Raw genomic sequence first — 17788 nt, 5'->3', positions numbered from 1 at the left:
GCCGAACTTAGCGCGCGCCCAGCAGCGCGTTCCGCGCTATCTCCCGCACGCGCCAAACTGGGCGCGCGCTCAGCAGCGCGTTCCGCGCTAACCTCGCTACCTGTGCGCTTCCTGCCCGGGCACGACGCCCATTCCCGCGACCTGACCTACGCCGACGTGTTCCTGGTGCCCCGGCGGTCCCGGGTGGCCTCCCGGTTCGACGTGGACCTGGCCACCGTGGACGGCTCCGGTGCCCAGGTGCCGATCGTCGCGGCGAACATGACGGCGGTGGCCGGGCGGCGGATGGCCGAGACGCTGGCCCGGCGCGGCGCGCTCACCGTGCTGCCCCAGGATGTGGCGCCGGAGGCGGTGGCGGACATCGTGGCCTGGGTGAAGTCCCGGCACACCGTGTGGGACACCCCGCTGGTGCTGACCGCCGACCGGGCGGTGGCGGACGCGCTGAACCTGTTGCCCAAGCGGGCGCACGACGCCGTCGTGGTGGTCGACGACGGCGGGCGTCCGCTGGGCACGGTGGACGAAGCGGCGTGCGCCGGGGTGGACCGGTTCACCCGGCTGGCCGACGTACTGGCCCCGGACCCACTGACCCTGCCACTGGCCACCGAACCGACGGCGGTGTTCGACGCGCTGGCCCACCGGCCGGAGCACGTGGCGCTCGGCCTGGACGGGGACGGCCAGCTGGCCGGCATCCTGACCCAGCTGGGCGCACTGCGCGCGGACATCTACCGGCCGACCGTCGATTCCGACAACAAGCTGCGGGTGGCCGCCGCGATCGGCGTCAACGGAGACGTCCCGGCCAAGGCGAAAGCCCTGGTCAAGGCCGGCGTGGACCTGCTCGTGGTAGACACCGCGCACGGTCACCAGGAGAAGATGCACAGCGCACTGGCCGCCGTGCGGGACACGGTCGGCGAGGACATGACGGTGGCGGCGGGGAACGTGGTCACCGCCGAGGGCGTGCGCGACCTGGTGAACGCCGGGGCGGACATCGTCAAGGTGGGCGTCGGCCCGGGGGCGATGTGCACCACCCGGATGATGACCGGCGTGGGCCGCCCGCAGTTCTCCGCCGTGGCCGAGTGCGCGGCGGCGGCCCGCGAGCTGGGCCGGCACGTGTGGGCGGACGGCGGGGTCCGGCACCCGAGGGACGTGGCGCTGGCGCTGGCCGCCGGCGCGTCGGCGGTGATGATCGGTTCGTGGTTCGCGGGCAGCTACGAGTCGCCCGGTGATCTGCTGCGGGACCAGTCCGGACGGCTGTACAAGGAGTCCTTCGGCATGGCCTCCAAGCGCGCGGTGACCGCCCGGTCCCGGGGCGAGGACGCCTTCGAGCGCGCCCGCCGGGAGCTGTTCGAGGAGGGCATCTCCAGCGGCCGGATGCTGCTCGACCCGCTGCGCCCCGGGGTGGAGGACCTGCTGGACGAGATCTGCTCCGGCGTGCGCTCCGCCTGCACCTACGAAGGCGCGCACACCATCGAGGAACTGCACGCCAATGCCGTGCTCGGCGTGCAGTCCCCCTCCGGCTTCGCCGAGGGCGAGCCCCGGCCGTGAAACGGCCGCTGGGGCCGCGCGGCCAGTTAGCCGCGCGGCGGAAACACCACCCGTGAGTGGCGAGTGTGGCTATAGCCACACTCGCCACTCACGGGTCGCTACGCCACATCCACCTCGAGCATCTCGGTCACCAGTGCGGCGATCGCGGAGCGCTCCGACCGCGTGAGGGTGACGTGCGCGAACAGCGGGTGGCCCTTGAGCTTCTCGATCACCGCCGCGACGCCGTCGTGCCGGCCGACCCGCAGGTTGTCCCGCTGCGCCACGTCGTGCGTGAGCACCACCCGTGACCCGGTGCCCAGCCGGGACAGCACGGTGAGCAGCACGTTGCGCTCCAGCGACTGCGCCTCGTCCACGATCACGAACGCATCGTGCAGGGAGCGGCCCCGGATGTGGGTCAAGGGCAGCACCTCGAGCATGCCCCGGGCCAGCACCTCCTCCACCACTTCGGAGGACACCAGGGCGCCGAGCGTGTCGAACACCGCCTGCGCCCAGGGCGCCATCTTCTCGCTCTCACTGCCCGGCAGGTAGCCCAGCTCCTGGCCGCCGACCGCGTACACCGGCCGGAACACCACCACCTTGCGGTGCTGCTGGCGCTCCAGCACGGCCTCCAGCCCGGCGCACAGGGCCAGCGCGGACTTGCCGGTGCCGGCCCGTCCGCCCAGCGACACGATGCCCACCTCGGAGTCGAGCAGCAGGTCCAGCGCGATCCGCTGCTCGGCGGACCGGCCGTGCAGCCCGAACGCCTCCCGGTCCCCGCGCACCAGGCGCACCCGCTTGTCCGGACCGACCCGGCCGAGCGCGGCGGTGCCCGCGCCGACCATCTTCAGCCCGGTGTGGCAGGGCAGCTCGCGCACCCACTCCAGCTCGGTGCCGGCCACGTCCACCACGCCGTCCCGGAACAGCGTGTCCACCACCTCGGAGGAGGTCACCTCGACGTCAGCCAGCCCGGTCCACCCGGAGGGCACCACGTCCTGGCCCCGGTACTCGTCCGCGACCAGGCCCACGGCGGCCGCCTTCACCCGCAGCGGCATGTCCTTGGTGACCAGCACGACGCGGCCCGCCAGCTCGTGTGACAGGTTCAGCGCGCAGGCCAGTATCCGGCTGTCGTTGCCGTCCGTGCGGAACCCGGAGGGGAGCACCTCGGGGTCGGTGTGGTTGAGCTCCACCCGCACCGTTCCGCCGCGCTCCCCGACCGGCACCGGAGTGTCCAGCCGCCCGTGCCTTATTCGCAGGTCATCGAGCAGGCGCAGCGCCTCGCGGGCGAACCAGCCAAGTTCCGGATGATGCCGTTTACCCTCCAGTTCGGAGATGACGACCAACGGAAGCACCACGTCGTGCTCGTCGAATCGGGTGATGGCCCAGGGGTCGGACAACAGGACCGAGGTGTCCAAGACGTAGCAGCGGTTCGCGGGCCCGGTCGCACCGCTGGTGGCGGCGTTCGGGGTGGCGCTTGAGGCGGGGCGTCGTGCGGTCACGGCTACTCCCTCGCGGGCACGGCACCGCACCCGCACTGGTGGTGGGCCGGCCGGCCCTGTCCGGACGTGGCCTCAGGCTGGTAACAACTCGGCGTTGTCACCAAGCGCCCTCCACCACGGCCGCGAGGGCCGGGTGCCGGCCCCCCGTGCTCGTGACAGCCACGATCAGGGCCTCCCGGGCGGTCCGCATCGGATACGGAGCCGCCGACATGCACGCTACCGGCGCCAGATGGGTTCTGGTCAACACTTTCCGTAATTCATCCGGCGCAATAACCGCTCTGGGCTACCGTTCGTCGCTCTCTGTCAACCACACGACGAATTCAAGATCGGCAAAAATCACCCAGCGTTTACGCGGTGGACAGCTCGGCGCGCAACAACGACGGGGTAAGGGGCTCGTCCAGCAGCCGGCGGAACCGGTCGGTCGACGGCTGGCCGGCCGGCCGGGCGTCCAGCCACGCGCGCAGCAGGGGCGGTCCCGCCACATAGGTCGCGGTGTAGGCCCGCCACAGTGGGTGGCCGATGAACCGGAGCATCCGGCGCGCCCTCGGCTCGGGCACCAGCAACCAGCGGCGCAGGTAGTTCACGACCGCGTCAGCGTCGGCCCGGCCGCGGTGAAGCATCAGCGCCGCGTCCAGCCGCACCGGGGCGAGCGCGTCGACGGCGCCGGCCACCCGCTGGGCCAGCTCGCCGTCCAGCCGGAACCCGAGCCCGGCCAGCACGCCCTCGACCCAGCTCCCCCACTCCGCGCCGACCAGCGCCGGCAGGGCCAGCTCGGCCAGCCCCTCGGAGATCAGGCACTGCGGGGTGTTCAACAGGAACAGCGTGTGCTCTTGCTGGCCCTGTGAGGCCACCAGGACGGCCTCCCGGCGGCATCGCTCCGTGTGGTGCCCCGGATACGCCTCGTGCGCCACAAGGCGCGCCAGGGCCGGCGCGCGGCGGGCCTGCTCGGCGTCCAGCGCCACCCGGGAGCGGAAGCCGCCCGCGTAGTGGTTGAACCCGCTCCACGGCCGGTCGATGGCCAGCTCGTAGAACACCGCCTCGCCGGGCGGCAGTCCCAGCCGCGCCGAGGTCAGCGCCCGCAGCTCGGCCGACAGCGCCTGCATCGCCGGCCCGACCAGGGAAGAGGGCATCTCCTCGCGTTTGCGCTGGACGGCCATTCGCGCCGCCAGCGGCCCGCCGGCGGGCAGCACCTCGGCCAGCTCGGCGTGCGCGGCCAGGTAGCGCTCCTGGTCCCCCGGCCGCACCGAGGAGGCCGGCAGGTCGAAGTACGCGCGCAGCTCCTCGGCGTAGCCCACCGGCCGGCCGTCGGCCCGGGCCATGGCGCACTCCAGCGCGGCCAACTGCCGGTCCAGGAACTCCCGGCGGGCCGGGACCAACCCACTTCCGGGTAGTTCTGCCCGCAGCAGCGCGGCCCGTTTGGCAAGCTCTCCGGCATGTGGCGGGGGCTCATCGGCAACGCGGCGGCGCACCGCCGCCGGGCCGGTGTACGCATCCACCAGGCCGGGCAGCACTCGCCCGCAGCGCAGCCCGAGCAGCACGTACTCCCTGGCCACCGCCTCGGCGGCGGGAACCGCGCCCTGCTCCACGATCGCCGGATGCTAGTGCCGAAGGCACTGGGAGATGTAGTCGGCCGCACCCCTGCCCGGCGTTACGCCGGCACCGGCTCAGGTCAACCGTTGCGCTCACCAAGCGGCGCGATTCCCAAAACCCAGCTGAGAGCACCTCGCGAGCTACTAGTCTGTACGGGTGAGTCATGGCGACGCAGAGTGAGAAACTCTCCGCCATACCCGTCAAAGTGCCAGCTCAAAACTCACCCAAACGGAGGCATAACCTCCGCAAAACCCGTCAAGTCACACGATAGTGGTACGCGGTTTTGATCGAGGCCGAGTCGGCAGTAGTTTCGTCCCAGTCAGCGCGGGCTCCCCAAGCATCCATCGCTGGCGTCGTGAAGGGGGCCGTCGTCTAACGGCGTCGGTAGACTCGATCAGGAGATGAACACTGTGCTGAAGAAGGCTGGAATCGTGGTTGCGGCCACGACCGCGGGCCTGTTGGCCCTGAGCCCGCTGGCTTTCGCGGGTGACTACGACGGTGACCACGACGGTGACCACGACGGCAAGAAGAGCCACCACCACAGCAAGAAGGTCGCCTGCGAGCAGGACAACAGTGTCGAGAACGGCGACAACGAGCAGCGTGGCCTGGTGAACGTGAACGCCACCAGCGTTCAGGTGCCGATCCAGGCTTGCAACAACTCCGTCATCGAGGGCGTGCTCGGCATCCTGTCGAAGGACCTGTCCAACGAGGACAGCCACGGCTGAGTCCGACCCATGCGATCGCGGCACTAGCGGCGATCGACTGATCGGATAGCAAGACCAGACCCCGGTGGCGGGCCGTAATGGCTCGCCACCGGGGTTTTTTATTTCCCGGGTAATTGAACCGCATGGTCCATCCCATTTGGTAACGCTAGTTGCGCCGACCGTGAGCAAACCGCCGATAAGCGGTACCCGCTGGCCGGCCGCGCTGTGGCGGTGCCGTTTATCGATCCGTGCCGAAGTAATTCGAAAAGTGACCAAGCCGGCTTTCGTTCCCTCAGCGGAACGGCTATATTGGTCAATGTCAGCGAGGGCTCCCCAATCATCGCTGACGAAACATGGTGGCGTCGGACGGTGCCGCCGCAGAACAGGAGAGTTAACAGTGCTGAAGAAGGCTGGAATCGTGGCCGTCGCCGCGACCGCGGGCCTGCTGGCCCTGAGCCCGTTCGCTTTTGCGGACAACGACCAGAAGGGGCTCATCAACCTGAACGGCACCGCCGTGCAGGTGCCGATCCAGGCTTGCAACAACTCCGTCGTTGAGGGCGTTGTCGGCGTCCTGGCCAAGGACCTCTCGAACGAGGACGAGCACAACGGCGAGTGCGACCAGGAGAACAGCGCGGAGAACTGATCTCCCCGCTTTTGCCAGAGAAGGGGCGTCGGGCCATCGGCCTGGCGCCCTTTTTCGCGAGCGCGGCAGGTGCACACTCTGCGTTGACGCCAATGGGCACTGGCCACCCGATCGTGCGAGACTGTGGCACAAGTGACTACTATCCGCAGATTTTAACGTGCAAATTCGAGCTAGGATCTTCAACCTATTCAGCGGCCTGAGTTGATGTCCAAATAGGTGTAGTCTTCGGCGCGTTCAACCGCGCGCATCGTCGGTGGCGCTCCCCATATCTCCGCCGACATGCTGCTACATGAGCAGGAGAGTAATTGTGCTGAAGAAGCTTGGAATCGTCGCGGCGACCGCCGCCGCCGGTATGCTCGCCGCCGGCGCCGTGGCCTTCGCCAGCGAGGACCACGACGGCTACACCCTGGACGGCTACGAGTACGAGCACCCGGAGAAGCACTGCAACAAGCAGATCCTCACCGGCGCCATCGGCGACCCGCTGTCCAGCGGCCTGTCGAACGACGACGACAACGACGGCGACTGCGACCAGGACACCTGATCAGCTGAGCCAATCGCGAGGAAAGGGCGTCGAACAACGAGGTTCGGCGCCCTTTTCATTACCCTTTTTAGGCGAATCAGGAGCCGAATCGCCGGTGCCGGACCCCGTAGTCGCGCAACGCGCGCAGGAAATCCACCCGGCGGAACTCCGGCCAGTAGGCCTCGCAGAACCAGAACTCCGAGTGCGCCGACTGCCAGAGCAGGAACCCGGACAGCCGTTGCTCGCCGGAGGTCCGGATGACCAGGTCCGGGTCCGGCTGGCCGGAGGTGTAGAGGTGCTCGGCGATGTGGTCCACATCCAGCACCTCGGCCAGCTCCTCGATCGAGGTACCGGTCTCCGCGTGGCTGAGCAGCAGCTTGCGCACCGCGTCGGCGATCTCCCGCCGGCCGCCGTAGCCGACCGCGATGTTGACCTGCATGCCTTCTCGCTGCTCGGTGCGGCCGGCGGCGCCGGTCAACCGGCCGGTGGTCTCCTCGGGCAACAGGTCCAGCGCGCCCACCACCCGGACCCGCCACGGCCGCCCCGGGGCGCTGAGCTCGTCGACCACGTCCCCGATGATGTCCAGCAGGGGCCGCAGCTCCTGGTCGGGCCGGTTCAGGTTGTCCGTCGAGAGCAGCCACAGGGTGACGATCTCCACATCCATCTCCCGGCACCAGCCGAGCAGGTCGGTGATCCGGGAGGCACCCTCCCGGTGCCCGTCGGTCACGTCGAGCAGCCCGGCCTCCCGCGCCCACCGGCGGTTGCCGTCCAGGATCACCCCGACATGCCGGGGGCGCTGGGCGGTGAGCAGCTGCCGACGCAGCCTTCGCTCATAAACCGAATACAGCACGTTGCGCAGGCTCACGGGGGATGAGGGTACGCCGAACCCGGACCTGCGCCCCCCTCGTGTGCCGTACCCTTTTCCTTGTGACCAGTGGGACCTCCACCGACACCCGGACCATCCCACCGCCCCGACCGCTGCTGCGCGGCCGGTTACACCAGACGTCCTTCGTGCTGGCCATGGCCGCGGGCGCGACGCTGGTCACCGCCGCCGCGACCACCAGTGGCGCGGTGGCCGTGGTCAGCACGGCGATCTACGCCGCCTCGGTGCTCGGCCTATTCGGCGTCAGTGCGCTGTACCACCGCTGGCCCTGGGCCTCCGAGCGCGGCCGGGCGTGGATGCGCCGCCTGGACCACTCGATGATCTTCATCTTCATCGCCGGTACCTACACCCCGGTGTGCGCCATGGCGCTGGCCGGGACCACCCGCACCGTGGTGCTCGCCGTGGTCTGGGCCGGGGCGCTCGGCGGGGTGGCGCTGCAGATGATCTGGCCCAACGCCCCCCGCTGGGTCGGCGTGCCGATCTACCTCGCGCTCGGCTGGGTGGCCGTGTTCGTGCTGCCCGACCTGTTGCGCGAGGTCGGCGTGGCCGCGTTCGTGCTGCTGGTGGCCGGCGGGCTGCTCTACACGCTGGGCGCGGTCTGCTACGCGATCCGCCGGCCGGACCCGTGGCCCACCGTGTTCGGCTTCCACGAGTTCTTCCACGCGGCCACCGTGCTGGCCGCGCTGTGCCACTACATCGCCATCTGGTTCGTGCTCGCGTCTACTTACTAGTGTCGGTCGGGCCCTGGGCGCGCAGCTCGTCCACCTTGGCCATCGCCGCGCGCAGGTCGGCCAGCCAGTCGTCGGCGTGCTCGCCGACCAGCCTCACCGCCCAGGCCAGGGCGTCCGAGCGGGACCGGGCCACGCCGGCGTCCACCAGCGTGTCCAGCACGATCCGCTCCGGCTGGCGCAGCCGGGTCATCACCGGGACGGAGAGCGTGGTGAACAGCTCCTCGGTGTCGCCGAGCCGTGCGCCCCAGGCCACCTTGCGCCGGTAGCGGTGCTCGGCCTGCCGGGCGATGTCGATGCGCTGCTCCCGGGTCTCCTCGCGGAACCGGCTGATCCGCCCGGCAACGGCGGCGGACCGCTCCGCCCGGCCGGCGTCGTCATCGGCGAACTCCTCCGCCAGCTCGGGCAGCTGGCCGATCACCAGGATCTCCTCCCGGTCCACCCGTACCTCGGGCGCGCCGGTGTACCAGCCGTCCGGCAACCGGCCCCGCAACCAGGCCGCCGCGTCCTCCGCCCTCGGCAGATCGGCCTGCTGCCAGCCGCCCCGGCCCGGCCCCCGGCCGGAGCCCGGCCAGCCTCGATGCGCTCGTCCCACCATGACGACCTCCCTGTGTCTGATTACAACATTACACGCATACACGGAGGACTTCCGAAGAGAAATTGTCCGGGTGGTCCGGCATGCTGAGGGCATGGCGAGTTGGGCCGAGCTGCAGGCGTCGGTGCCGGAGTTTGCCGCCGGTGTCCGAGGCATCTTCGACAAGGGCAGACACAAGACGATGGCCACCGTTCGGGCCGACGGTTCGCCCCGGATCAGCGGCATAGAGGCGGAGTTCGTGGACGGCGAGCTGACCTTCGGCTCGATGGCCGGCTCGAACAAGGGCGCCGACCTGCGGCGAGACCCGAGGCTGGCGATCCACAGCCCGTCGCTGGACCCGCCGGAGGACGTCCCGGAGAGCTGGCAGGGTGACGCGAAGATCACCGGGAAGGCCGTGCTCACCCACGAGGTCACCGAGGGCGAAGCCCCCGGCCCCCGCTTCCGGGTGGACATCGAGGAAGCGGTTCGGGTGCGGGTCGGCGAGCCGGCCGACCACCTGCTGATCGAGGTCTGGCGGCCGGACTCCGGGCTGCGGCGGATCGCCCGGCGCTGAGTTCAGGCCACCGAACTTCATCCTCCCCGGCCAATGACACGATGCACCCATGCGCTACGCCGAACATGTCATGGAACTGGTGGGCAACACCCCACTGGTGAAGCTCACCCGGGTCACCGACGGGCTGCGCCCGCTGGTGCTGGCCAAGGTCGAGTACCTCAACCCGGGCGGCAGCGTGAAGGACCGCATCGCGCTGCGCATGGTGGACGCGGCCGAGGCCAGCGGGGCGCTGCGTCCCGGTGGCACCATCGTGGAGCCCACCTCCGGCAACACCGGCATCGGCCTAGCCATGCTCGCCCAGCGCCGCGGCTACAAGTGCGTGTTCGTCTGCCCGGACAAGGTCAGTGAGGACAAGCGCAACGTGCTGCGCGCCTACGGCGCCGAGGTGGTGGTCTGCCCCACCGCCGTGGCCCCGGAGCACCCGGACTCCTACTACTCCACCTCGGACCGGCTGGCCAAGGAGATCGAGGGCGCCTGGAAGCCGGACCAGTACGCCAACCCGAACAACCCGGCCAGCCACTACGCCAGCACCGGCCCGGAGATCTGGGAACAGACCGAGGGCAAGATCACCCATTTCGTCGCCGGCATCGGCACCGGGGGCACCATCAGCGGCACCGGCCGCTACCTCAAGGAGGTCTCCGGCGGGCGGGTGCGGGTGATCGGCGCCGACCCGGACGGCTCGGTCTACTCCGGCGGCACCGGCCGGCCCTATCTGGTCGAGGGCGTCGGCGAGGACTTCTGGCCGACCACCTACGACCGGGACATCTGCGACGAGATCATCGCGGTGCGGGACGCCGACTCCTTCGACATGACCAGGCGCCTGGCCAAGGAGGAGGCGCTGTTGGTCGGCGGTTCCTGCGGGATGGCGGCCTTCGCCGCCGTGCGGGTGGCCGCGTCACTGTCCGGCGAGGATGCGGAGGACGCGGTGGTGGTCACCCTGCTGCCGGACGGCGGGCGGGGTTACCTGGCCAAGGTGTTCGACGACTCGTGGATGGCCACATACGGCTTCCTGTCCCTGGAGAACGCCGGCGCCACGGTCGGGGACGTGCTGCGGGGCAAGGACGGCCGGCTGCCCCAGCTGGTGCACGGCCACCCCAACGAGACGGTCGCCGACGTGGCCGGCTACCTGCGCGAGTTCGGCGTCTCCCAACTGCCCATCGTGTCCGCCGAACCGCCGGTGATGGCGGCCGAGGTGGTCGGCGCGGTCAACGAGCGGGAGCTGCTGGACGCGTTGTTCACCGGCCGGGCCAAGCTCGCCGACCGAGTGGAGCAGCACATGTCCAAGCCGCTGCCCACCATCGGCGCCGGCGAGCCGGTCACCGCGGCCGTGGAAGCACTCTCCCACGCCGACGGCGCACTGGTCCTGGTGGACGGCAAGCCGGCCGGCGTAATCACCCGGCACGACCTCCTGTCCTTTCTCTCCGGCGAGTCCTAACCCCACCAACCCGATTCAGTGGGTTTGGCAGGGTGATTCAGTGGGTTTGGCAGGCTGATTCAGTGGGTTTGGCAGGGTGATTCAGTGGGTTTGGCAGGGTGATTCAGTCGGTTTGGCAGGGTGATTCAGTCGAGGGCGGCGAGCAGGTCCTCGATCAGGTCCTCGGCGTCCTCGATGCCGACCGACAGCCGGACCAGGTTGGCCGGCACCTGCAGCGGCGACCCGGCCGTAGACGCGTGCGTCATGCGGCCGGGGTGCTCGATCAGCGACTCCACCCCGCCCAGGGACTCCGCGAGGGTGAACAACCGGGTCGCGCCGCACACCCGCAGCGCCTCCGTGTCATCGTCCGCCGACGTTCCGACCTGGAACGACACCATCCCGCCGAACCGGCGCATCTGCTTGGCCGCCACCTCGTGCCCGGGGTGCTCCGCCAGGCCCGGGTAGAGCACCCGGGTCACCTTCCGGTGGCCCACCAGGGCCGCCGCCACCCGCTCGGCGTTGTCGCAGTGCCGCTCCATGCGCACCGCCAGCGTCTTCGCCCCGCGCAGCGTCAGCCAGGCGTCGAACGGGCCGGGCACCGAGCCGACCGTGTTCTGGGTGAACGCCAGCCCCTGAGCCAGCTCCTCGTCGTCGGTGACCAGTGCGCCGCCCACCACGTCGGAGTGCCCGCCGACGTACTTCGTGGTGGAGTGCAGCACCACGTCCGCACCGAGCGCGAGCGGCGTCTGCAGGTAGGGCGAGGCGAAGGTGTTGTCCACCACCAGCCGGGCGCCCGCCGTGCGGGCCAGGTCGGCCAGGCCGGCGACGTCAGCGATGCCGAGCAGCGGGTTGGTCGGCGTCTCGCACCAGATCATGCGGGTGTTCGGGCGCACCGCGGCGCGCGCCGCGTCCAGGTCGGCGAGGTCGACCGGGTCGTAGGAAAGGCCCCACCGCGTGAGCACCTTGTCCACCAGCCGGAACGTGCCGCCGTAGGCGTCGTGCGGGATCAGCAGGTGGTCCCCGGGGCGCAGTGCGACACGCAGCAGCGTGTCGGTCGCCGCCATGCCGGAGGCGAAGGCGAAGCCGTGCCGGCCGCCCTCCAGCGCGGCCAGGCACTCCGCCAGTGCGGTCCGGGTGGGGTTCGCGGTGCGCGAGTACTCGTAGCCGCCCCGGGTGCCACCCACGCCGTCCTGGGCGTAGGTGGAGGTGGCGTAGATCGGCGGGATGACCGAACCGGTGGTCGGGTCGGGGTCCTGGCCGGCGTGGATCGCGCGCGTGGAGAAGCCGTTCACACAGCGACGGTACGCCCCGCCGCTCCGGGCCGGCGTCACGGCCCGCGGGAGTGGGCGCGCCGCGACCCAACCTGCCAAAGTGACTGAACCGGGCTGCCAAAGCGACTGAATCAGCCTGCCAAACTGACTGAATCAGCCTGCCAAAGTGACTGAATCAGCCTGCTGAACCGACTGAATCAGGCGGGGGTTAGGGGCGGTAGGGGAGGCGGAGGTCGGGGGCGGGCGCGGCGGGGGTGGGGTCGGATTCCGGGGCGACGGGCAGGTCGTTCGCCTCGATGCAGCCGCCGACCAGCTCGTAGCCGCCGGGGCGGGCCTCGTAGTGCCCCGGGTCCGCGCAGCCGGCCCGCTGCACGGTGACCACCGCGATGGTCGCCATGGCGGCGGCCACGAGCAATGAGACCGCGACGGACCAACGGGTGTCGCCGATGCTCGGCCCCGCCATGCGTTCCTCCAGAAATCCCCCGGTTGCCTTCGAGGCTACTCGGTGGCCACCCGGCGCTAATGCGAGGATGCCCTCATGGTGGATGTTTCCGACGTTCGCGCCGCCGCGAAGGTGCTGCACGGCGTAACCCGGCGCACCCCGATGGCCCATTCCCGCGCGCTGAGCGACGCGGTGGGCGGCCCGGTCACGCTCAAGTGCGAGAACCTGCAGCGCACCGGTTCGTTCAAGATCAGGGGCGCCTACGTGCGCATGCACGGCCTGAGCGAGGGCGAACGGGCCGCCGGAGTGGTCGCGGCCAGCGCGGGCAACCACGCGCAGGGCGTGGCCCTGGGCGCCCGGCTGCTCGGCATGCCGGCTTCGGTGTTCATGCCGGTGCGCGCGGCGCTGCCCAAGGTGGCGGCCACCCGGGGCTACGGCGCCGAGGTACACCTGGTCGGCGCGGTGCTCGCGGAAACCCTGGCCGCCGCCGACGAGTTCGCCGAACGGACCGGCGCGCGGCTGATCCACCCGTTCGACCACCCGGACGTGATCGCCGGCCAGGGCACGGTCGGCCTGGAGCTCCACGAGCAGTGCCCGGAGGCGCGCACCGTGCTGGTGCCCACCGGGGGCGGCGGCCTGCTGGCCGGCGTGGCGGCCGCGCTGGGCGAGCTTTCCCCGGCGACGCGGGTGATCGGCGTGCAGGCGGAGAACATGGCGGCCTGGCCGGGCTCGCTCGAGCAAGCCCGGCCGGTGACCATCGATGCCCGGTCCACCATCGCCGACGGGATCGCGGTCGGCCGCCCCGGCGACGCCCCGTTCCGGGTGGTTCACCAGCGGGTCCAGGAGATCCTCACGGTCAGCGAGGACTCACTGTCCAAGGCGCTGCTGCACTGCCTGGAGCGGGCCAAGCTGGTGGTCGAGCCGGCCGGCGCGGCCGGGGTCGCCGCGCTGCTGGACGACCCCGAGCGGTTCGAGCCGCCGGTGGTGTGTGTGCTGTCCGGCGGCAACGTTGACCCGCTGCTGATGCTGCACGTGATCCAGCACGGCATGACCGCCGCCGGGCGCTACCTGAGTACCCGGGTGCGGCTGGCCGACCAGCCGGGAGCGCTGGCCGAACTGCTCACCCTGATCGGCGAGCTCGGCTGCAATATCCTGGACGTGGAGCACACCCGCATCTCCGGCGCCCTCGCGCTCGGCGAGGTGGACGTGGCGCTGCGCATGGAAACCAGGGGTCCGCGGCACCGCATCGAGGTAATCGAGAAGCTCCGCGCCTCAGGTCACCAGGTCGAACCGGCTTAGCCCGGCGCCCAGGCGAACGCTGGCGGCATTCTCCCTCGCTTGCGTGCCGCGGCACGCGGCGCTCGGTGCGGCCTTGCCAGCCTTCGCCTGGCCTGCCGGGCCTAGCCCCGGAACGGCTCCGCGCCTTCGAGAGTCACCTTCATGGTGCTGCCGTCGGGGAGCTGGTACTGGCGGGTCTCGCCGACCTTGGCCCCCAGGATGGCGGCGCCCAGCGGGGAGTTCGGCGAGTAGACCTCCAGGTCGCCGTGGCGGCCCTCTTCCCGGGAGCCGAGCAGGAAGGTCTCGGTCTCGTCGTCATCGTCGTAACGGACGGTGAGGACCATGCCGGGCTGCGCGACGTCGCTCTCCTTGGGCGCCTGACCCACCTTGGCGGTGCGCAGCAGCTCCTGCAGCTGGCGGATCCGGGCCTCCTGCTGGCCCTGCTCCTCGCGCGCGGCGTGGTAGCCACCGTTCTCCTTGAGGTCGCCCTCTTCGCGCCGCGCGTTGATCTCTGCCGCGATGACCGGCCGATTTGCGATCAGCTCATCCAGTTCGTGCTTGAGCCGGTCGTAGGCATCCTGGGTCAACCAGGTCACCTGAATCTCGGTCACGGTCATCACTCCTCCAGCCTTCCGGACTAGCGTTCTGCAGTCGGTCCAACCAACCGGGCCGTCCGCCCCAGGGCCAGAAGCCCTGAGAAGTAAAAACACGACCCGCCACCGGGCCGTGCGGTCGATACGGTAACACGCAGACGAACCGCTCGGCGCAGTCTTTCGACGAACGGTCGACCTCCCGGAGAAGTTCCCGCATCTCGTAATGATGCTGGTCGTTGGTACGCCGCACGCCTCAGGTGATCTTCCCACCCGTCACAGTCGAACCATCGGGAAGAATCCGCGACGGCCGGTCGTTCGGACTTGTCGGTGGGGACGGGACAATAGGACTCGGCACCCCGGGTTTTCAGACGAGGAAGGCAACATGGCCGAGGCCCTACGCATGATGACTGTGCACGCGCACCCCGACGACGAGTCGAGCAAGGGCGCGGCGACCTGCGCCCGCTACGTCGCGGAGGGTAACCAGGTCATGGTCGTGACCTGCACCGGAGGCGAGCGCGGCAGCGTGCTGAACCCGGCCATGGACCGGCCGGACGTGCTGTCCAACATGACCGAGATCCGGCGCGCCGAGATGGCCGAGGCCGCCCGTCTGCTCGGCGTGGAGCACCGCTGGCTGGGCTTCGTGGACTCCGGGCTGCCCGAGGGCGACCCGAAGCCGCCGCTGCCCGAGGACTGCTTCGCCGTCGGTGACCTGGGGGAACAGACCGGAGAGCTGGTCAAGCTGATCCGCGAGTTCCGGCCGCACGTGCTGGTCACCTACGACGAGAACGGTGGCTACCCGCACCCCGACCACATCCGCTGCCACGAGATCTCGGTGGCCGCGTTCGACGCGGCGGGCGACCCGGACCGGTACCCGGGCGTCGGCGAGCCGTGGCAGCCGCTGAAGCTGTACTACTCGCACGGCTTCTCCAGGGCGCGCGTGCTGACCTTCCACAACGCTATGCTGGAGGCCGGGCTGGAGTCGCCGTACACCGAGTGGATCAAGAACTGGGAGAAGGGCGCGCCGGATGCGGGCGACCGGGTGACCACCAAGGTGGAGTGCGCGGAGTACTTCCCGGTGCGGGACGCAGCGCTCAAGGCGCACGCGACCCAGATCGACCCGAACCACCGGTGGTTCGCGGTTCCCATGGAGATGCAGCAGCGGTTGTGGCCGACCGAGGACTACGAGCTGGTGCGCTCGCTGGTCGGCGAGGCCACCCCGGAGGACGACCTGTTCGCCGGCGTACGGGAGCGGGTAAACGCATGAATCACCTGATCGTGTGGCTGGCCCAGGATCCGCCGGCGCCCCCGCAGGGGCCGGAGTTCGGCGGCTCCTCGCCCGTCGGGCTGGTCGTCATCCTGGCGCTGGCGGTGGCCCTGGTGTTCCTCATCCGGTCGATGAACAAACACCTGCGCAAGATCCCGGCCTCGTTCGACGAGCAGCCCTCGGAATCCACCCGGTCGGGCGAAGCGAAGGACCAAAAAGACTAGCCTCGCGAGCATGCCCAATCGGCTCGCCGACTCGACCAGTCCCTACCTGCTGCAGCACGCGGATAACCCCATCGAATGGTGGCCGTGGTCCGAGGAGGCGTTCGAGGAGGCGCGGCGGCGGGACGTCCCGGTGCTGCTGTCCGTCGGCTACGCCGCCTGCCACTGGTGCCACGTGATGGCGCACGAGTCCTTCGAGGACGAAACCACCGCCGCCCAGGTGAACGCGGACTTCGTGGCGATCAAGGTGGACCGCGAGGAGCGCCCGGACATCGACGCGGTCTACATGACCGCCACCCAGGCGATGACCGGCTCCGGCGGCTGGCCGATGACCTGCTTCCTCACCCCGGCCGGCGAGCCCTTCCAGTGCGGTACCTACTACCCGCCGACCCCGCGCGGCGGCATGCCCGGGTTCCGCCAGCTGCTGGCCGCGGTGACCAGGGCGTGGCGGGAGGACGGCGAGCGGGTCCGGGAGGCCGCCGGGCAGATCGCCACCCGGCTGGCCGACACGGCCAACGCCACCCTCCCCCCGGCCCCGCTGGGCACCGAGTCGCTGGAGACGGCGGTGGGCATGCTGGCCGGGGACTTCGACGCGGCGCACGGCGGTTTCGGCGGCGCGCCCAAGTTCCCGCCGTCGATGACGCTGGAGTTCCTGCTGCGCCACCACGAGCGCACCGGTTACGCCGAGGCGCTGCGCCTGGTCGAGGTGACCGGCGAGCGGATGGCCCGGGGCGGCCTGTACGACCAGCTCGGCGGGGGTTTCGCCCGCTACAGCGTGGACGCCCGCTGGGTGGTGCCGCACTTCGAGAAGATGCTCTACGACAACGCTCAGCTGCTGCGCGCCTATGCGCACCTGGCCCGGCGTACCAACGACCCGGGGATCCGAGGGCTGGCCACCCGGGTTGCCGAGGAGACCGTGGAGTTCATGCTCCGGGACCTGCGCACCGCGGCGGGCGGGCTGGCCTCCGCGCTGGACGCCGACACCGACGGCGTGGAGGGCCTCACCTACGCCTGGACGCCGGCGCAGCTGCGCGAGGTGCTGGGCGACGACGACGGCGGATGGGCCGCCCGGCTGCTCGAGGTCACCGACGCCGGCACCTTCGAGCACGGTTCCTCCACCCTGCAGCTGCTGGCCGACCCGGACGACCCGGCGCGCTGGTCGCGGGTGCGCGCGGCGCTGCTGGCGGCGCGCGACCGCCGCCCGCAACCGGCCCGGGACGACAAGGTGGTCACCGCGTGGAACGGGCTGGCCATCACCGCCCTGGCCGAGGCCGGCGGCGCACTGGACCGGCCCGACTGGGTGGTGGCGGCGGCGGACGCCGCGCGGCTGCTGCTGGACGTGCACCTGGTCGACGGGCGGCTACGCCGGTCGTCGCGGGACGGCGTGGCCGGGGCGGCCGCCGGGGTGCTGGAGGACTACGCCTGCCTGGCCGACGGCCTGCTCGCGCTGCACCAGGCCACCGGCGAGGCGCGGTGGCTGGACGCCGCCACCGGGCTGCTGGACACCGCCCTGGACCGGTTCGCCGACCCGGCCTCCCCCGGCGGCTACTTCGACACCGCCGACGACGCGGAGGCCCTGCTGCACCGGCCCCGCGACGTGACCGACGGGGCGACGCCGAGCGGGGCCTCCGCGCTGGCCGGGGCGCTGTTGTCCGCCTCGGTGCTGTGCGCACCGGACCGGGCCGGCCGGTACGCGGAGGCCAGTGCGGCGGCGGTGACGGCCGTGGGCACCCTGGCCGGCCGGCATGCCCGGTTCGCCGGCAACTGGCTTTCCGTGGCCGAGGCGGCCGCCAGGGGGCCGCTACAGGTGGCCGTGGTCGGCGGGCCCAACGACGAACGCTTCCTTGCTCTGCGCACATATACGCAACGCACCGCGCCCGGCGGGACGGTCGTGGTGGCCGGCGCGCCGGACGCCCCGGGGGTGCCGCTGCTCGCCGACCGCCCGCTGGTGGACGGCGCGCCCGCCGCCTACGTCTGCCGGGGATTCGTCTGCGACCGGCCGGCCACCACCGAGGCCGAACTGGCCGCCGCACTCGCCTGAGCGACGCCGCGAGCACTTGTCGCTACCCGGCAGT

General features: G+C 71.0%; 18 protein-coding genes. 11 read left to right on the top strand and 7 right to left on the bottom strand.

What is annotated here, in order from left to right; genetic code table 11:
* The first annotated feature begins 102 nt into the window (after positions 1-102).
* The gene (locus ABEB12_RS09815) at positions 103-1539 is read left to right on the top strand and encodes a GuaB1 family IMP dehydrogenase-related protein (RefSeq protein ID WP_185066579.1); all 1437 of its coding nucleotides are present in this window, start codon (positions 103-105) and stop codon (positions 1537-1539) included.
* A 98-nt stretch (positions 1540-1637) separates the two neighbouring features.
* Here the strand turns inward: ABEB12_RS09815 and ABEB12_RS09810 are convergent, their stop codons facing one another.
* Positions 1638-3014: a PhoH family protein gene (locus ABEB12_RS09810; RefSeq protein ID WP_185066580.1), complete on the bottom strand. Its 1377-nt coding sequence runs from the start codon at positions 3012-3014 to the stop codon at positions 1638-1640.
* A 347-nt stretch (positions 3015-3361) separates the two neighbouring features.
* Entirely contained in the window at positions 3362-4600 is a 1239-nt protein-coding gene (locus tag ABEB12_RS09805) for a DUF885 domain-containing protein (protein WP_185066581.1), read from the bottom strand.
* A 405-nt stretch (positions 4601-5005) separates the two neighbouring features.
* Between ABEB12_RS09805 and ABEB12_RS09800 the strand changes: the two genes are divergently transcribed.
* From ABEB12_RS09800 to ABEB12_RS09790, 3 genes are all read left to right on the top strand, one after another.
* Positions 5006-5329 carry a hypothetical protein gene (locus tag ABEB12_RS09800; RefSeq protein ID WP_185066582.1) on the top strand — a complete coding sequence of 108 codons (324 nt, stop codon included), beginning with the start codon at positions 5006-5008 and terminating at the stop codon, positions 5327-5329.
* 397 nt (positions 5330-5726) lie between these two features.
* Positions 5727-5951 carry a hypothetical protein gene (locus tag ABEB12_RS09795; protein WP_185066583.1) on the top strand — a complete coding sequence of 75 codons (225 nt, stop codon included), beginning with the start codon at positions 5727-5729 and terminating at the stop codon, positions 5949-5951.
* A 307-nt stretch (positions 5952-6258) separates the two neighbouring features.
* Positions 6259-6492 carry a hypothetical protein gene (locus ABEB12_RS09790; RefSeq protein ID WP_185066584.1) on the top strand — a complete coding sequence of 78 codons (234 nt, stop codon included), beginning with the start codon at positions 6259-6261 and terminating at the stop codon, positions 6490-6492.
* A gap of 76 nt (positions 6493-6568) precedes the next feature.
* Here the strand turns inward: ABEB12_RS09790 and ABEB12_RS09785 are convergent, their stop codons facing one another.
* On the bottom strand, positions 6569-7330 hold the full coding sequence (locus ABEB12_RS09785; protein ID WP_185066740.1) for an isoprenyl transferase: 762 nt from the start codon (positions 7328-7330) through the stop codon (positions 6569-6571).
* A gap of 68 nt (positions 7331-7398) precedes the next feature.
* Between ABEB12_RS09785 and trhA the strand changes: the two genes are divergently transcribed.
* Positions 7399-8085: a PAQR family membrane homeostasis protein TrhA gene (trhA, locus tag ABEB12_RS09780; RefSeq protein ID WP_345702696.1), complete on the top strand. Its 687-nt coding sequence runs from the start codon at positions 7399-7401 to the stop codon at positions 8083-8085.
* On the opposite strand, the gene ABEB12_RS09775 is transcribed toward trhA, so the two are convergent.
* Entirely contained in the window at positions 8075-8680 is a 606-nt protein-coding gene (locus ABEB12_RS09775; RefSeq protein ID WP_185066586.1) for a hypothetical protein, read from the bottom strand. The two genes, trhA and ABEB12_RS09775, sit on opposite strands and share 11 nt — an antisense overlap.
* Before the next feature lie 91 nt (positions 8681-8771).
* Between ABEB12_RS09775 and ABEB12_RS09770 the strand changes: the two genes are divergently transcribed.
* The gene (locus ABEB12_RS09770; protein ID WP_185066587.1) at positions 8772-9230 is read left to right on the top strand and encodes a pyridoxamine 5'-phosphate oxidase family protein; all 459 of its coding nucleotides are present in this window, start codon (positions 8772-8774) and stop codon (positions 9228-9230) included.
* 49 nt (positions 9231-9279) lie between these two features.
* Positions 9280-10665 (top strand): cystathionine beta-synthase, encoded by a 1386-nt coding sequence (locus ABEB12_RS09765; RefSeq protein ID WP_185066588.1) that lies wholly within the window; start codon positions 9280-9282, stop codon positions 10663-10665.
* 125 nt (positions 10666-10790) lie between these two features.
* On the opposite strand, the gene ABEB12_RS09760 is transcribed toward ABEB12_RS09765, so the two are convergent.
* Together ABEB12_RS09760 and ABEB12_RS09755 are read right to left on the bottom strand one after the other, a co-directional pair.
* On the bottom strand, positions 10791-11936 hold the full coding sequence (locus tag ABEB12_RS09760; RefSeq protein WP_185066589.1) for a cystathionine gamma-synthase: 1146 nt from the start codon (positions 11934-11936) through the stop codon (positions 10791-10793).
* Between the two features lie 187 nt (positions 11937-12123).
* Positions 12124-12378, bottom strand: coding sequence for a hypothetical protein (locus ABEB12_RS09755; RefSeq protein WP_185066590.1), 255 nt, complete (start codon positions 12376-12378; stop codon positions 12124-12126).
* 75 nt (positions 12379-12453) lie between these two features.
* On the opposite strand from ABEB12_RS09755, the gene ilvA reads away from it, so the two are divergent.
* On the top strand, positions 12454-13656 hold the full coding sequence (gene ilvA / locus ABEB12_RS09750; RefSeq protein WP_185066591.1) for a threonine ammonia-lyase: 1203 nt from the start codon (positions 12454-12456) through the stop codon (positions 13654-13656).
* Between the two features lie 101 nt (positions 13657-13757).
* Here the strand turns inward: ilvA and greA are convergent, their stop codons facing one another.
* Positions 13758-14246, bottom strand: a complete 489-nt coding sequence (greA, locus tag ABEB12_RS09745; protein ID WP_185066592.1) for a transcription elongation factor GreA — start codon at positions 14244-14246, stop codon at positions 13758-13760.
* Positions 14247-14610: 364 nt separating this feature from the next.
* Here greA and mca point away from each other — a divergent pair, with 364 nt between their 5' ends.
* From mca to ABEB12_RS09730, 3 genes are read left to right on the top strand one after another with little or no spacing between them, the layout of a single operon-like run.
* Positions 14611-15492, top strand: coding sequence for a mycothiol conjugate amidase Mca (mca, locus tag ABEB12_RS09740; RefSeq protein WP_185066593.1), 882 nt, complete (start codon positions 14611-14613; stop codon positions 15490-15492).
* Complete coding sequence (locus ABEB12_RS09735) at positions 15489-15716, top strand: hypothetical protein (RefSeq protein WP_185066594.1); 228 nt, start codon at positions 15489-15491, stop codon at positions 15714-15716. Before mca ends, ABEB12_RS09735 begins: the two co-directional genes overlap by 4 nt.
* A 10-nt stretch (positions 15717-15726) precedes the next feature.
* Positions 15727-17754: a DUF255 domain-containing protein gene (locus tag ABEB12_RS09730; protein WP_185066595.1), complete on the top strand. Its 2028-nt coding sequence runs from the start codon at positions 15727-15729 to the stop codon at positions 17752-17754.
* The last annotated feature ends 34 nt before the right edge of the window (positions 17755-17788 follow it).

It is taken from the genome of Actinospineispora eucalypti (genome assembly GCF_039543365.1).
GTDB lineage: Bacteria > Actinomycetota > Actinomycetes > Mycobacteriales > Pseudonocardiaceae > Pseudonocardia > Pseudonocardia eucalypti.
Note: the sequence above shows the minus strand (reverse complement) of the source record. Positions and strands in the feature narration are given on the sequence as shown.

What these genes read in the sequence shown, in the direction of transcription:
- ABEB12_RS09770 (WP_185066587.1), top strand. Translation starts at nt 8,772, where the DNA reads ATGGCGAGTTGGGCCGAGCTGCAGGCGTCGGTGCCGGAGTTTGCCGCC.
- ABEB12_RS09730 (WP_185066595.1), top strand. Translation starts at nt 15,727, where the DNA reads ATGCCCAATCGGCTCGCCGACTCGACCAGTCCCTACCTGCTGCAGCAC.
- ABEB12_RS09800 (WP_185066582.1), top strand. Translation starts at nt 5,006, where the DNA reads ATGAACACTGTGCTGAAGAAGGCTGGAATCGTGGTTGCGGCCACGACC.
- ilvA (WP_185066591.1), top strand. Translation starts at nt 12,454, where the DNA reads ATGGTGGATGTTTCCGACGTTCGCGCCGCCGCGAAGGTGCTGCACGGC.
- mca (WP_185066593.1), top strand. Translation starts at nt 14,611, where the DNA reads ATGGCCGAGGCCCTACGCATGATGACTGTGCACGCGCACCCCGACGAC.
- ABEB12_RS09735 (WP_185066594.1), top strand. Translation starts at nt 15,489, where the DNA reads ATGAATCACCTGATCGTGTGGCTGGCCCAGGATCCGCCGGCGCCCCCG.
- ABEB12_RS09775 (WP_185066586.1), bottom strand. Translation starts at nt 8,680, where the DNA reads ATGGTGGGACGAGCGCATCGAGGCTGGCCGGGCTCCGGCCGGGGGCCG.
- ABEB12_RS09755 (WP_185066590.1), bottom strand. Translation starts at nt 12,378, where the DNA reads ATGGCGGGGCCGAGCATCGGCGACACCCGTTGGTCCGTCGCGGTCTCA.
- ABEB12_RS09765 (WP_185066588.1), top strand. Translation starts at nt 9,280, where the DNA reads ATGCGCTACGCCGAACATGTCATGGAACTGGTGGGCAACACCCCACTG.